Source organism: Aquimarina algicola, assembly GCF_006443095.1.
Lineage (GTDB): Bacteria > Bacteroidota > Bacteroidia > Flavobacteriales > Flavobacteriaceae > Aquimarina > Aquimarina algicola.
Genome location: NZ_VFWZ01000010.1, coordinates 116,768 through 131,847 on the forward strand (window position 1 = coordinate 116,768; position 15,080 = coordinate 131,847).

12 protein-coding genes are annotated in these 15,080 nt (G+C 32.8%); 4 read left to right on the forward strand and 8 right to left on the reverse strand.

What is annotated here, in order from left to right:
• The first annotated feature begins 50 nt into the window (after positions 1-50).
• Positions 51-746 carry a hypothetical protein gene (locus tag FHK87_RS24420; RefSeq protein ID WP_140597507.1) on the forward strand — a complete coding sequence of 232 codons (696 nt, stop codon included), beginning with the start codon at positions 51-53 and terminating at the stop codon, positions 744-746.
• Between the two features lie 72 nt (positions 747-818).
• Positions 819-1,724 carry a lipase family protein gene (locus FHK87_RS24425; RefSeq protein WP_140597508.1) on the forward strand — a complete coding sequence of 302 codons (906 nt, stop codon included), beginning with the start codon at positions 819-821 and terminating at the stop codon, positions 1,722-1,724.
• Between the two features lie 405 nt (positions 1,725-2,129).
• Here the strand turns inward: FHK87_RS24425 and FHK87_RS24430 are convergent, their stop codons facing one another.
• Both FHK87_RS24430 and FHK87_RS24435 read right to left on the reverse strand, forming a co-directional pair.
• Positions 2,130-2,912, reverse strand: coding sequence for a hypothetical protein (locus FHK87_RS24430; protein ID WP_140597509.1), 783 nt, complete (start codon positions 2,910-2,912; stop codon positions 2,130-2,132).
• Between the two features lie 104 nt (positions 2,913-3,016).
• Entirely contained in the window at positions 3,017-3,730 is a 714-nt protein-coding gene (locus tag FHK87_RS24435) for a class I SAM-dependent methyltransferase (protein WP_140597510.1), read from the reverse strand.
• A 17-nt stretch (positions 3,731-3,747) separates the two neighbouring features.
• Here FHK87_RS24435 and FHK87_RS24440 point away from each other — a divergent pair, with 17 nt between their 5' ends.
• The gene (locus tag FHK87_RS24440) at positions 3,748-4,242 is read left to right on the forward strand and encodes a YkgJ family cysteine cluster protein (RefSeq protein ID WP_140597511.1); all 495 of its coding nucleotides are present in this window, start codon (positions 3,748-3,750) and stop codon (positions 4,240-4,242) included.
• A gap of 101 nt (positions 4,243-4,343) precedes the next feature.
• On the opposite strand, the gene FHK87_RS24445 is transcribed toward FHK87_RS24440, so the two are convergent.
• Together FHK87_RS24445 and FHK87_RS24450 are read right to left on the reverse strand one after the other, a co-directional pair.
• On the reverse strand, positions 4,344-5,027 hold the full coding sequence (locus FHK87_RS24445) for a Lipl32 family lipoprotein (protein ID WP_140597512.1): 684 nt from the start codon (positions 5,025-5,027) through the stop codon (positions 4,344-4,346).
• A 206-nt stretch (positions 5,028-5,233) separates the two neighbouring features.
• Positions 5,234-6,514 carry an exo-beta-N-acetylmuramidase NamZ family protein gene (locus FHK87_RS24450; protein WP_140597513.1) on the reverse strand — a complete coding sequence of 427 codons (1,281 nt, stop codon included), beginning with the start codon at positions 6,512-6,514 and terminating at the stop codon, positions 5,234-5,236.
• An 8-nt stretch (positions 6,515-6,522) separates the two neighbouring features.
• Between FHK87_RS24450 and FHK87_RS24455 the strand changes: the two genes are divergently transcribed.
• Positions 6,523-7,764, forward strand: a complete 1,242-nt coding sequence (locus FHK87_RS24455) for an ABC transporter permease (protein WP_140597514.1) — start codon at positions 6,523-6,525, stop codon at positions 7,762-7,764.
• A 120-nt stretch (positions 7,765-7,884) separates the two neighbouring features.
• Here FHK87_RS24455 and FHK87_RS24460 read toward each other — a convergent pair whose 3' ends face one another.
• The 4 genes from FHK87_RS24460 to FHK87_RS24475 all read right to left on the reverse strand — a co-directional run bounded on the left by FHK87_RS24460 (position 7,885) and on the right by FHK87_RS24475 (position 14,733).
• A complete protein-coding gene (locus tag FHK87_RS24460) occupies positions 7,885-8,067 on the reverse strand; it encodes a hypothetical protein (protein WP_140597515.1) in 183 nt (60 codons plus the stop codon).
• 33 nt (positions 8,068-8,100) lie between these two features.
• Positions 8,101-9,702 (reverse strand): RagB/SusD family nutrient uptake outer membrane protein, encoded by a 1,602-nt coding sequence (locus tag FHK87_RS24465; RefSeq protein WP_140597516.1) that lies wholly within the window; start codon positions 9,700-9,702, stop codon positions 8,101-8,103.
• 112 nt (positions 9,703-9,814) lie between these two features.
• Positions 9,815-12,922 carry a SusC/RagA family TonB-linked outer membrane protein gene (locus tag FHK87_RS24470; RefSeq protein WP_140597517.1) on the reverse strand — a complete coding sequence of 1,036 codons (3,108 nt, stop codon included), beginning with the start codon at positions 12,920-12,922 and terminating at the stop codon, positions 9,815-9,817.
• Positions 12,923-13,191: 269 nt separating this feature from the next.
• Positions 13,192-14,733, reverse strand: a complete 1,542-nt coding sequence (locus FHK87_RS24475; protein ID WP_140597518.1) for a helix-turn-helix domain-containing protein — start codon at positions 14,731-14,733, stop codon at positions 13,192-13,194.
• Positions 14,734-15,080: the final 347 nt, after the last annotated feature.

Here is a 15,080-nt window from a genome sequence, read left to right on the forward strand (position 1 = left end):
CATAAAAAATGCCTGAAAATAAATTAATAATCATTTTAAAATTTAGAATTATGAACAATGACAATTCAAGTGCAATAAAAGATACATCATTAAAGGGTGTTTCTGCAATTCCACAACTTTTCTCTTACGTTAATGACAGTATGAGTATTTTTGTAAACGGTACACCACCAACACCAGATTCAACAATAGCCGGATCTATTGTAAGTGATACTGATAAACCTGGTCGTATCGCGTTTGTAGCTACTCCGAATACTCAAAGTAGTACACAAACAATGATCACTAATATTGTTAGTAACAACAGTGCACCTTCTAATAGAGCTTTTAACTTTATGTTACCACCAAAAGCCCTACAAGAAAGTAGACCTGGTCAGATTTGCTTACAAGTAGTTCCTATTACTACACCTTTGTCTAATTCAGATAGTCTATTACTCCATAATGGGCAAGGACTTGGTAACTTGGTTCCGATTATTGTTGGCCAGTCTTCTGTAAGTTTAGCCTCTCCATTTACTACCGACGAAATGAAACTTGCTGGTTTTAAGGAAGATCTTGGAGTTGATTGGGGGGGATTATTAGACGGTGTAACGAAAGCTATTCCTGTAATAGCTGATACTGGATTAAAAATTTATAACGAGCTCTCTTCAAGCAGTCAAAGTGACACCAAGTCGGGTGTAAAAGTAGAAGGTATTTTTTCTAGTATAGGATCGGTTATTGATACAGCCATACCATTTGCTGCAGCATTACTTTAAATCTAATCATTAAACCCTATTGGTACAAATCCATATGTGCATGATAGGGTTTATTTTCCAAAATATAAAATCATGAATAATAAAATACAAGATCCGGTAGGGGCACAAGTTTTTGGTTATAATGGGGAGTATTCTTCCTCTTTTAATTTTCAAAACGTAAATACCTATAATTCCATCAATAATTACCTCTTTGCACAGCTGTGTGGGCTTATTTATGCTGATATAGAAAGTATCAATAAACAAGTAGAGCAATGGAACGCTAAAAGCTCCTCATTAAACTTGATTGTAGATGTTAAAGATGTAGACAGTTTTAGATTTATGGTACTCTCTAATCAAGATTTTGTTATTGTTGTTTTTAGGGGATCGTCTAACCTAGCTAACTGGTTAACAGATTTTGATATTATCCTTACGCCATTTGAAAATATGGAAAACAATCTTGTTCATCAAGGTTTTTATCTTAGCGTACTATCAATGTTAGATGAACTTCAAGAAGTAATTACAGAGCGAAAAAATAATGCGCAAAATATATACATAACGGGTCACAGCCTTGGAGCCGCGCAAGCCATTATTTCTGCTTTTGCTTGTCCAAGCCTTTTTGATTTTGTTAGCGTTACTACCTTTGGAGAGCCTAAAATAGGAGATAGCGGACTCATTACATCTTTTAACTTAAAACTACAAAGTTGTCCTCCTTCAGGGCAAAGTAAGCTTTATAGAGTTGTAAATGGCTGGGATCCTATACCTAGTCTTCCTCTATTTTATAAAACTCAATTTTATTACCATGAAGGATGCTTCTACCTATATGCAAAAAGTGAAGGTGATCATTATGATATAAAGAATACATCAATACCATTGAATCCAGATCTTATTGACCATTTTCCAATGGGGCAACAGGAAATACTAGAATGGCGTATTGATTACCATGCGATTGGACTCTATATCAGTAATGCACTGGCAAATATTGATAATAATGTTTTCTAATCAATGAATAAGTTAAACAACTTAATAAAGCATCAAAAAAATGAATACATCAATTTCTTAGGAGATTAAAAGTGGTGTATTTATTTTTTTGGATTTTGTGAATAGTTAAAGATGGGATTGCCTAACCTTAATGTTTTATGTTAATAAATTGAACTTAGGTTATTAGGTCTACAACATATTTAAGCTTGAAGTATGAGGTAAGAAATAATCAGTATAGAGTAATGAGCAAGGCTATTTTGGTCATTCTGAACTTGATTCAGAGTCTCATTGTAGAATGTTCGAAGTTAGAAGTAAGATGTACAAAATTAGAGGATGTTTCAATTTTTTTTGAGTTCTCTACACTGTGGAAATCATTTTAAAATTTTTTATTGAGTTTTTTCATGCGGGAGGTGTATTTACAAAATATTACCTTCCCCCATTGGCCTGTAAATCGGCTATACATTGTGCATCAAGTTGTGGTACGACATTACCGATACCCATCATTCCACTTGCGAACTCTATAGCTGCTTCCATAAGGCAGTTAGGAACATTGCAATGCCCACCTTCCTCATCTTCATGATCAGATTGTAGAGGAGTTCCGATGTTTACTAATCCTAAAAGATGAGCAAACTCATGATTAAGTGTAGCCGTTTCAATAGTTGCTAATAGGGGAGAGCGTGGTCGTGAAGCTAATCTGCGCAATGTGCCTTCATAAATTACAATTGATGTGTTTAGATAAGCAGATCCAAGTGTTACTTGCTCGCTGGAATCTCCCCCTCGGCTACCATCTGCAAAATAAATGTATACAGTGATATCATCTCCCTGATTAAATAGTGTTCTGTTGTCTTGTTCGATTTCGGCAATTTCTTCGATAGTAAAAGGAGCTTCTCCTGAAGAAGCAACAGTACGTTGATTTATAGTGATGCCATCGGGTTTAAATAATCGCCCTTCTAAAAAGGTTTTGAATGCTTGTACAGCTTCTGCAGTTGGTTCAAACCCTTGCACAGAAACCATTTCTATAGTAAGACTGGTAAAATTATCAGCACTTAATAAATCTTTTGGAGTTTGTGGATTTCCCAAAGCAATTCTATTTGCTGATCTTGAGGGCTCATTATTTTGGATAGGATTATTATCATCGTCGTCATCTGAACATCCTACAAGGATAAAAGAAAAAATAAAACAATAGGTAAGTAGCTTTATAATTTGCACAAGATTAGTTTTTAGTTACACTTTTGATATAATTGACAAGTTTTGATAATATCTCATTCGAATAGTGTACCAAAAATTATACCATCAATATGGAAAAAATGTTATCAAACAGCCAAAATCAGTTTAACTAAATAGTCGTTGTTTTGACCTTTTACTAACAATTCTGTAGTAAATCCATTAGCATTAGCAGCATTTTGAAGAGTGTTGTAATCTATATATAACCAATCAAACCATTCTGATTCTAGTGATTTATATTTTAGTTTATATTGCATTTCGCCATAATATGCACCAGATGCATCTACCCAAAAACCACCATCGTCATCTTGATATAAATAAGAAATATCTGAGGAGTCTAATAGTATTTGTCCTCCTGGAGCCAATAGTTTTTTGATATGGTAAAAGAAATGATCAATTTGATCAAGGGTACCGATGATACCGCTGCCATTCATCAAAAAAAGTATTGTATCATATTTAGACTGATCAAAGTTGAGAACATTTGTAGCGATTGCATTTTGGATACCTCTTTTTTTACATGTTTCGATAGCTCCTTTTGAAATATCAATTGCAGTGACATCAAGTTTTTTTGTGTCTTGTAGGTATAAACTATGGCTTCCGGCTCCGCAGCCAACATCTAAGACTTTTCCATAAGATATATCTAATGCGGTTTGTTCTATCAAAGGCATTTCTTCATAAGATCTAAAAAGATAAGAGATAGGAATATGATCATCATCAAAATCATGTGCTTGTACTATAATGTTACTACTGTGTTTTTGATGATGAAAATCTTTTATAGCTTCGCCAAAGATATCTATGTTCATATTTTTATTTTTGCAGTATGCAAGAATTAATCAATCAGTTACCTACACTCGCCAAAGATAAGTATAAAGAGAATAAAAAGTATTTTGCAAAACTGAAAAAGAAACCTCCTAAAAAGTTAGATCAGATGATGCAAGAACTGCATGATGAAGAATTTGCAGCTACTGATTGTTTGTCATGTGCAAATTGTTGTAAAACAACAGGGCCTTTATTTACGGATAAAGATGTAGAACGTATAGCAAAGTTTTTTAAAATGAAACCTCGCCAGTTTGAAGAACAGTATTTGAGAACAGACGAAGAAGGTGATCTTATATTAAAAAAAACACCTTGTACATTTCTTGGAGCCGATAATTATTGTAGTATTTATGAAGTAAGGCCTAAAGCTTGTAGAGAATATCCGCATACAGATCGTAAAAAGTTTCAACAGATTTCTAATCTAACGATCAAAAATGTAGCTATTTGTCCTGCAGCATTTAATATCGTAGAAAAAATGAAAGCAAAACTACCCTTATAGTAGTATACGCTTTAAAATAAATATTCCTATGCTAATGATCATTAACATAGGAATATTCTTAATGTGTATCTTTAATTATTGTTTGAATTAAAAAGGGGGAATTATAGTCCTTTTTTTAATTCTTCTATTGTTTTTGCCATTACAACACCTGGGATTTTTACAGGGGCAGCAACTTGAGCAAGGAATGTACCGTTTACTTCACCTTTTTTGTAAGTAGTAAAACCGATACGGTATAATCCAACAGTCAATGCTTTTAAAGGATCACCAGCAACACTTTTATATCTCAATAATGAGTTATATCCTCTACCACTTGGCTGCTTTGGCATCTCACTACTGTCATCGTTACGTTCTAAAGTAGTCCAATTAGCAGCTTTTACACCTTCTTCGCTAATTTTATCTTTACTTACGATATCAGAACGTTCTAATGTAATATAAGTATCAAAATAATCGCTAGAACCAGCATTCTCTTCATAAGAAGCAGACTTAGTAGCTCCTTTGATTTTTGTTTTTCCTACTGGTGACATCATTCTTACACCTAGTTCTGGAGCCACAAGAGGAACCCATACATATATATAATAAAATTTCTTGTTGTCTTTTACCTCATCTTCATTACCCGGAGCTGCATAACCTAAATAAGAAACTACTTCTGTATAAGGTACTTTAATAGTTTTTGGCCCTATTTTCTTTTCAACAGAGCTACCAAACTTTTTTAATTTTTGAGCATTAGCGTCCACAGCAAAAAGTACTGCAAATGCACTTAATAGGATTAAGATTTTCGTTTTCATAAATAATTGAATTTTAGTTATAGTTGACGACACACATTAATTTTTTAAATTATATGTGGGGTTTTTCTAGTATTGTATTCCAAATAATACTTTTGCAAATATGAGACTTTATTATTTAAAAAAAGGAATTTAAAAGTAATACATGGAATTTTCTTACAATTAGAACTAAAAATTGATTGTATATCAAAAGTTTATTTTATAAGGTATTATTGATAAATAAGGTGTTTTTTTCGAATAGCTTTGAAAGCATCTAAATCTTTTTGCCATGTTTCTCTAATTTGATCTTCGCTTAAACCATTTTGTATTTGCTGTTGTAATTTTTCTGTACCGGCATGACTGGTAAAGGATTTAGTCTTAAAAAATGTGTCTTTGGCATTTGTGCTATTGTAAGCATTTATAATCCACTTTAAATGAATTCTATTCAAAGGTGTAGTGGTTGTAGTTAAATCTTTACCATAACAGTTTTCTCCTTGATGTTTAGGGTATTTTGCTCCAAAATTTGGTTGTGGAGTATAGGTGTAATCATATTTTTCTATGGGTAGATCAGGAGAACCAAAGATTTGAAATTGCTTCTCTGTACCTCTACCAGCGTTTATTGTAGTTCCCTCAAATAAACCAAGGCTTGGGTATAAATTTATAGCTACATCATTTGGTAAATTTGGAGAGGGCCTTATAGGCAAGTGGTACGAGGCTTTGTGATTGTAATCTTTTATTTCGATTACAGAAAGGTCACATTTTAATCCTTTTTCAAGCCAGCCTTCTCCGTTAATCATTCTTGCATATTCTCCTATAGTCATACCATGAACCAAAGGTATTGGATGCATACCTAAGAAACTAGAGTGTTTTGGGTCTAATGTTGGACCATCAATATAGTGAGCATTAGGATTGGGCCTGTCTAATATTAATATAGGAATTTTGTTTTCTGCACAAGATTGCATGACCAAATGTAGTGTGGAGATATAAGTATAAAAGCGTACACCAACATCTTGTATGTCAAAAACGACAATATCTACATTAGAAAGAGATGCTTTTGATGGTTTTTTGTTTTTTCCATATAACGAAATAACAGGTAGCCCTGTTTTGGTATCTTTTCCATCAGATACCAATTCTCCGGCATCAGCCTTGCCTCTAAAACCATGCTCAGGAGCAAAAACTTTTTTGATTTTGATATCTCTGGAAAGTAGTGTGTCTACCAAATGAATATAATTTTGATTGGTGACACTATCCTTGAATATTACAGAGGTTTGATTACCTACTATGGCAACATTTTTATTCTTGAGAATAGGAATATAAAGACTTGTTAGATTTGCTCCAACTATTATATTTTTAGCTGTTTTTGAGGTATCTTGTGCAATATATGCTGCTGATATTGAGTTTTCAATCTCAGGATTTTGTGTAGAAGAACTTTTTATTCCATTTACGCATGAAATTAAAACCATGAAAAAGAATAAAAATGTATTTTTGAAAGCATTTCTAATAAAAACCATAACAGAACTTGAATTTCGAGTATTTTATTGCTAATCGCCTTATCAAAGGTAAGGAACATAAAAGTAGTATTTCTGCGCCCATTATAAAAATCGCAATTTTTGCCATTGCAATTGGTATGATTATGATGCTAATCACAATTGCAACAGGTATAGGCTTACAACGCAAAATAAGAGAAAAAGTTGCTGCTTTCAATGGACATGTTCTGATTTCTAGTTTTGATAACAATAGTAGTGTAGAATCTTTAATGCCAATATCTAAGAACCAGGATTTTTATCCGGATTTTGAAGATATAGAAGGGATCACCCATATACAAGGTGTTGCTACAAAAATGGGGCTGATACGAACAGAATCTGATTTTGAGGGAGTCATTGTAAAAGGTGTTGGTAAAGATTATAACTGGGATATTTTTTCGGACTACCTTATAGAAGGTAGATTGCCCAAATATGACGAGAAGCTAAATGAAGAAGTTTTGATGTCGGCTTTTATTGCAAACCGTTTAGGTTTTAAAATAGGGGACAAGGTAATTACCTATTTCCTTAAGAAAAATATGAAAGCCAATTCTAAACCTTTTATAAGAGCATTTACTATTGTAGGTGTTTATGATTCGGGTTTTCAAGAGTTTGACGAAAAATTCCTTTTTGCAGATATTAGGCATATCATTAAGATGAATAAATGGAAACCTGATGATATAGGTTATTTTGAAGTATTTATTGATGATTTTGATGATATTGATCAAAAAGGACAAGAGATATATGAAAATATTCCTTCTACTTTAGACAGTCAACCTATTAGTCTAAAATATATGACGATTTTTGAATGGTTAAAATTATTTGATCTTAATATTATCGGAATTATCGGAATCATTATACTAGTGGCAGGAATTAATATGATTACAGCCTTACTAGTGTTGATATTAGAAAGAACTCAAATGATTGGAATTCTAAAAGCACTTGGAGCCAATGATTGGAGTATAAGAAAAGTTTTCTTGTATAATGCAGCTTATCTGATTTTAATAGGTCTCTTTTGGGGAAATTTGATAGGTATCGGAGGACTATTTATACAAGAGCATTACGGGATAGTAAAACTTAATCCTGAGACATACTATGTAACTACAGCTCCTGTATATCTGGATATTGGTTACATATTGATTTTAAATATAGGAACAATGCTATTATGTTTATTAATGTTACTGATTCCTTCTTATATCATAGCAAAGATCTCTCCAACAAAATCAATTCGATTTCAATAGTAGTTAATCTATTTTGATTAACCATATTTTATAAATAATTATATACAATTAAAGCCATATAAAATATCATTTTATATGGCTTTATAAATTTCATTATAAACGCTGTAAGTATAAATAGACTTAAAACATCTCTACGCATTTTCCGTTAATACATTCAACTGTATTACCGGGAATTCTAGGGATACATACCACCACAGTTCCATCGGCACATACTCTAGGATGTCTTGTTCCTCCACCAATCGAAGCTTGCTCTTGCTTACTTAGTTTTTGGAAGCTTTTAAGGTTTATAACTTTTGTGTTCATAATATATAGTTGTGATTAATAAATTGGTTTTTGCTACTTTGGACTGGCATTCTCATAAGCTGCAGAACCTCCTCCTCCAGGAGTTGCAAAAGCAGCTTCTTGATCGGGAACATCCCAATAGCCAAGATAGTTATAATCAAATGTTGCATTTGTATTTAGATTTCCTACTGCATCTAATACGACAGCACCAGTTCTTCCTCCACCTTGACTTACAGGTTCTATGACACCCCATCTTCTTGCATCATAAAAGCCTACACCACGCAATAACAATCCTATTCTTCTTTCTTTTCTTAATTCTTCCAGAGCGCCTGCTTCATCTAAGCCTGTTCCTGCTACAGGAGCTAACTCTGCATCCTGAAATTGTCTGATATTATCAATAATATTTAATCCATCTTCTATTTGTCCACTATATATAAATGCTTCAGCTTTCATCAATTCATTTTCATCGTAGGTAGAACCATAGTATATGTTTATCCTTTCATCTATACGGGAGGCATAATCAAGATCGTTGAAACCCCATCTTGTTCCATACTGTATCCCTCTTCCGCTTCTATTTACCTCGGCATTTCTCAATTCTACTACATTATCAGTAAATCTTTTATCTCCTGGTTTAAAATCCTGAACCAAACGTTCACTAAGAAAGTGCCACCCGATAAGAAGCCTGATAGGTACGTTTCCTGAAAGATTAAAATTAACTCCATCTTGCTTGATCACAAATATAAAGTCTCCTGCTTGTAAACCATTATCAGTAAGTGTTTGGATTTCTGTCCAATCTGTTGCTGTCATCTCATCCACTTTTTTATTCACAAGAATATTTCTTGCTTTTAAAGTATTGATATTACGAATCCACATATCTTTTGTAAGTAATCTGGAAGATGAATTTCCTCTGAATGATGAGGGAGCGAATACGCCAGGTACTATACTCTCCATAAATCCAGAAATTTCTCCATCAATTTGATTAAGTTGTTCTATGGCGTTATCATAATTGAGGGTTGCTTCTTCAATCATTCTTTGTCGAGAAACATAATTTGCATTAGTTTCGCCAGGCTCTGATGTAATAATACCTTCAGTGTACATAGAGCCAATTCTAGAATATGCATATCCTTTCCAGAAATAAGCCCATGCTCTTAATGCTTTTCTTTTTAAATCTACATCATCTCTTATTTCTACGTCATCTACCAGACTAAGAATGTAGTTACCCGTGTTATTTGTTTTGTACATGGTCATCCACTCATGGGCAAAGGCATTTTCTTCGGTCTGTGTTCTTACATTTCTAACTCTAAGCGCTTGTGGTTGAGGTCCCTCTTGTGGTGGTGTTACAAGAGTACCATCATCTAATGTAATAGAGGTAGGTTGGTTTGTCCAGCGAAATGACCAATTACCAAAAGGTATATATATAGCATCTGCCATACACTCATGATAGGCCTGTACTTGCCATGCAAAATCATAATCTATAAATGGATCATCATCGGCGTCTATATTTGCTTGATACACTCCTGTTGCTAATGAAATGAGACCGGATTCTGTTTCGAGTACATCAAACCTTGGATCGTTTAGATTTTGTACCTCTAATTGATCATTATCACAACTAGAGATAAAAAACGTGATTATTATGATTAAAATAAACTGTTTCATCTGTTTATTATTTTTTTTATGGTTTAAATAAATTACCAAACTTTAATTGTATAGATATATTCAATGTTAACCTTAAAAAAGTATGGTATAATTTTAAAATTATCTAGTTTTTTTAGAAGCCTACATTAATACCAAATGAAAAAGATCTAAAATTTGGAAAAGCATATTGATCTAATCCTCTTTCTACAGGATTATTGAAATTAGAAGCTGCTTCTGGATCTAATCCTTTATAATCTGTCCAGGTAATTAAATTATCACCCGTAACTGTAAGTCGTAAACTTGATACTTCTTTGATTAGATATCCAAGGTCATATGATAGCCTTACATTACGTAGTCTTAAAAAAGAACCGTCTTCTACAAACTCAGCATTTGGATTGTTTGTCGCATACAGGTTTGCATAATATGCAGCCCAGGCACCGGTTTCTCCATTAATCGTAATAGGTGTTGCAACATCTTCATGTAAAAGATCTCTATATAACCATTGTCGAGTTTGGTTATAAATATCATTGCCCTGTACCCAATCTAATTGAAATGAGAAATCTAAGTGCTCCATGATATTAAACTCTTGTATAAATGATAGTGTAAAATCAGGAGTTGGATCACCAATTAATTCTTGCTCATCAGTAAGGGAAACTTGTTTTGAATTTCTGTTTACCACGTACCCGTTAGGTCCTATTTCAAAATCATTAAGATCAGCATCCTGTATATATCGAGATCCATCACTTCTAGTTTGTGTTAGACTTGTTAGAGGTGAGAATCCAAAGAAAGCACCTACAGGAGCTCCTTCTCTAAGAATATGGTTATTACCTAGTGGAATATCAAGACCATTGGCAATACTTGCAATATCACTTTCAAAAGTACTGAAGTTGAATGTAGAATTCCATTTGAAGTTTCTCTTATTAACCACAGAAACATTGAGACCTGCTTGAAAACCAGTTGTTTCGATAGATATAGCATTGGTTAAAATAGCAGCGGCACCTTGTGATGGCTGTATATCTAATTCTCTTATAATATCATCAGAATCTCTCGTGTAGTAGGTAGCGTTTAATTCTAATCTATTAAACCAATCTTTTTTACCTGGAGTTAGTACTAAATCAGTACCAAATTCTAATTCTTGAGAAGTTTGTACATTAAGGTTTGGATTTTGAAGTACTCCGGGAACTGATATCGCTCTTGTATTTACGATTTGTCCTGAGTCAAGAACCGGGATTCTATCAAAGGGTCCGGGTTGTATACCGGCTTCTCCATATGCAGCACGTAATTTTAGTTGATTTACAATATCACTTTCAAAGAATTCATCAACTCTTACATATAGATCTCCTCTTGGAAACACAAAAGCATCAGAACCTTCTCCAAATGCTGAAGACCAGTCAACACGAACACCTCCTGAAATCCCAAAGTAATTACCAAAATCAAACTTTTGATTGATTAAATACCCAAATGTTCTAAAAGAACTTTCAAAAGCAGTAGCAGATTGTTGCCCAGTTTGGTTCATATTGATATCTCTCGTAAATGTGGGTAAATCAGTACCAGTAACGGTCAATCTTTCAAAATCTTCTCTACGCCAATCATATGATACCTGGGTTGATGAAGATATAGGAAGGCTCCAACCAAAATCTTCTTCTGTATTAAACCTAATAAATGCAGAGAGTAAAGAGTTTTGTGTAGTACCACTTTCGGGTCTTTCTACCAATGACCCTGTGTTTGGTATAATAGTACTACTCAAAAAGAGACTTTGATTAGCAATAAATTCTCTAAATTGATTTTCATAATGATCAATACCATATTTATAATCCAATTCTAAAAATTTAAATGGTTTGTAATTGATATTGATATTTTGAATGATTCTTGAAAGGTCAGAATTAAATAATCTATTATCAAAACTATAGAATGGATTTACTTCATTACCTCCCGTTGGATTTGCAACAAAGTTGCCTATAGCATCTCTTGCTGTATTGTCTATAAATTGAGGAACATTTAAAGCATTACTTAGAGCACTATTAACATTGTTGGCCCCTGTAATTCCTCCGGTAGTATTATCACTTCCAATAAGTGTAGTGTTAGAAGATATAGAGAGTTTGTCTGTAATATCAACACTAATATTTGATTTGAAGTTTGTTCTTTTTAGTCGTCCAAAAATAACAGACTCTTGATTAAGGTGCGAAGCAGAGGTGAAAAATCTCACCTTTTCACTTCCTCCGGAAACAGAAATTCCGGTTTCCATCGTAGTAGCAGTATTAAATATTTGATCTAGCTGATCAAAAGTTTCTTCTCTAAAAGGTTTATTGACTTGTGTATCTGGAGAAATTCCTCCAATTGGAGTTGGCCATATACCTGTTGAAGGGTCAGGCGTTAATCTTGTGCCACCGCGATTTGCCAAAAAACCATCATCTGTTGTCTCATAAAAATGGCGATCTGTTTTTCCAAAATTTCCTTCTAAAGCAGTGCTAAAACCAACACGAGATCTCAAGTTTACATTTATTTTACCAGCTTTACCTTTCTTAGTGAAAATTTGAATTACTCCATTAGCTCCTTGTGCTCCATAAATGGTTCCTGCAGCAGCTCCTTGTATAACCTCTATCCGTTCTACGTCATTCAAATCTAAATCTGCTAGTCTACTTGATTGATTAGTAGCAGAACCATTGTCGAGGTTATCTGTATTAATTTGTACTCCATCTACCATAATCATAGGCTGCGAAGTCGATAATGAATTAATTCCTCTTAGTAAGATATTCTGTTGCTGTCCCGGTTGCCCCGAAGTAGATTGTATTCTTGCTCCTGGGACTTTACCGATCAATGCTTGAGATATATCAGCAGCAGGAGCGGGTGTAAGGTCATCAGCTGTGACAGATTCTACAGCGATGGCTACCTTTCTTTTTGCGGTAGCTACACCAACACCAGTTACAACGACTTCTTCTAGTGTCTGTGTGTCTTCTTGCATTTGTACATCAATAGTGTTTTCACCACTTACTGTAACAGTTTTGGTTTCAAAACCAATGTAGCTAAAGGTTAGTGTATTTCCTTCTTCTGCTTCGATAGTGTAATTTCCATCAAAATCAGATTGTGTTCCTGAATTAGACTCTTTTACTAATATATTAACGCCGGGTAGTGGAATTCCTTGATTATCTGTAATCGTACCCGTAACTGTTTTTTGTTGTGCAGAAACTATTCCCGAAATAAAAAGGAAGAGTATCAACAATTGGTAGTGTTGTAATCTCATAAATTTTGATAGTTATTTTCTTAAACAAATATGATTTGGTAAGTATCCAAAAAGAGAAGAAAAACAAGGCTTATGTTGAAAGGCTAACTCAATTATAAATTATTTCCTGATTACTTGAACAAAGTGCAGTGGAAAGTACTGACCTTGTTATTTCTTCTACTTTCGGATAACTAAGAAGTAAAGAAATGTACTTCTTGCAAACAACGAGTTAAATACGATAAAGGTTTACTGTTTGCCGAAGAAGTGTTACTTGTTACCTTCTTTGTATATCAAGCAACAAGAGACTTTATATATTCTGATGGGGTTGTCTTATTGTATTTTTTGAAAGACCTATTGAAACTAACTTTGTTATTAAAACCAACCTCATATGCTATATCTATAATGTTGAGGTTATTGTGATCACTACTTTTGATTTCTAATAGTCTTTTGGCTTCAGTAATTCTATAAGTATTGATAAGATCAAAAAAATTAAGACTGAAATGCTCATTTATTACCTGTGAAGTATTATGTCTTGTGGTTCCTAAATATTCAGAAAGCTTTTGTAGGGTAAGATCATTTTGTTTAAATACTTTTTCATTGTCTAAAAGATGCGTCAATTTTTCCTTTAATTCTAAAGATAAACTTGGAGTAAGCCCGGAATTTTGATATCGATCTTTATTTTCAGTTTCTAATTTATCCTCGGTAGAAGTTTTTTCATCAATAATTATACTATTTCTAAAAATGCTGGGTTGTACAAATGCCATATAGCTTATGTATAAAATGAAAATCCCCATTGTGATACTTTGTAAATGAAGCAAAAAAGTAGTTTCTACAGATTTAATGGTTAATACTGTATATAATGTATATAGTATAGTATAAAGCGAGCAGATGATTATAATGTTTCTAATCCAGGTATGTTCTAGCTTAGAAATATGATTCTTTTTGTCTTTTTTGAAGTTAATATGTATACGTGTAATCAAGATTCCGTAGAAAAATAAAGAAATCAGTTTGACCAGAGAGATGATGTCAGCATACAAAGAATCATTATTAATCATCATTTTTAATTTCTCTTCTTTTGGTAATAAATAAATAGGAATTAAAAAACTGATCAATATAAGTGTTGGCAATAAATGGATGATATCTATTTTTTTTAAAATATATCCGGTTCTAACTCTTTTAAAGTAAAAATATATCAATGGACCATATAGCAATGAAAATGCTGCAGGGATATGTAAAGCATGTGGCAGATAATATTGATGATTTGTTATGATGAGAAAAAGCTGGATGATGAAAAAAGAATTCAATAGTATAAAAAAGCTTATCAAAAAATTCGCAGTTTTATCTTTTGCGTTTTTGAGGTTAAGTAACACTGCCATCAATAGTCCTAAAAAACCAATGAATAAGTAAAAAAAAGCTTCAAAACTAATGTCTTTTTTATAACTTTTAAATACTCTTTGATGCATTTTTGAACCTTGTAATTGATCAAAATAACTATGTTCTGCAAAGCTTACATCCAAACTGGCCTTAATATATTTTTCTACATAGTCTGTTGCAGAGTGGTCACTATCATTTTTGATGTTGCAATATGCCAGTTGTTTGTAGATTTTCGTAGAATCCGGAACATTATAATATAAGGCTTTTTCATATTCTTTAATGGCTAATTGATATCTTCCTGTCTCATAATAAGCATCTGCAAGAGATACGATACTATCAAGATCTAGCATTTGTTCTTGATAGTTTCTTTCATATCCATGAAGATGTATTGATAATAAAAAGAATAATAAGCTGTTGGTAACAGATATATTAATAATATTTGTTAGAGTTAGCCACACAAGATTTTTGTTATAGGTTGACTTTAAATTTAGCTATGTTTTTTTTAAGAAAAACTAAAAAATGTACTTAATAAATATAGATTTATCTTTTTTTTAAGATAAAGATTACGGTTGTTTTACAGGTAAAGAACAGTTATTTTACAGGGAAACCTTAGTTGTGATGACGTCGCTAGTTTTGATTTTTTGATACCCAAAAAAAAGTTAAATTTTTGAAAAAATAAATTTAACAAATGTGTTTATTTTTTTTAACAAAAAATAATATTAAATAATTCAAAATTTAGTTTTAATAAAAACTTAAAATCGAACTTTTACTATTTATGAAGTTATAGTATTATACCGTCCTATTT

Bases quoted from the DNA above. Each gene is read 5' to 3' on its own strand.
- FHK87_RS24445 (WP_140597512.1), bottom strand. From the start codon at position 5,027: ATGAAAACGAAAATCTTAATCCTATTAAGTGCATTTGCAGTACTTTTT.
- FHK87_RS24440 (WP_140597511.1), top strand. From the start codon at position 3,748: ATGCAAGAATTAATCAATCAGTTACCTACACTCGCCAAAGATAAGTAT.
- FHK87_RS24470 (WP_140597517.1), bottom strand. From the start codon at position 12,922: ATGAGATTACAACACTACCAATTGTTGATACTCTTCCTTTTTATTTCG.
- FHK87_RS24420 (WP_140597507.1), top strand. From the start codon at position 51: ATGAACAATGACAATTCAAGTGCAATAAAAGATACATCATTAAAGGGT.
- FHK87_RS24435 (WP_140597510.1), bottom strand. From the start codon at position 3,730: ATGAACATAGATATCTTTGGCGAAGCTATAAAAGATTTTCATCATCAA.
- FHK87_RS24425 (WP_140597508.1), top strand. From the start codon at position 819: ATGAATAATAAAATACAAGATCCGGTAGGGGCACAAGTTTTTGGTTAT.
- FHK87_RS24450 (WP_140597513.1), bottom strand. From the start codon at position 6,514: ATGGTTTTTATTAGAAATGCTTTCAAAAATACATTTTTATTCTTTTTC.
- FHK87_RS24465 (WP_140597516.1), bottom strand. From the start codon at position 9,702: ATGAAACAGTTTATTTTAATCATAATAATCACGTTTTTTATCTCTAGT.
- FHK87_RS24460 (WP_140597515.1), bottom strand. From the start codon at position 8,067: ATGAACACAAAAGTTATAAACCTTAAAAGCTTCCAAAAACTAAGTAAG.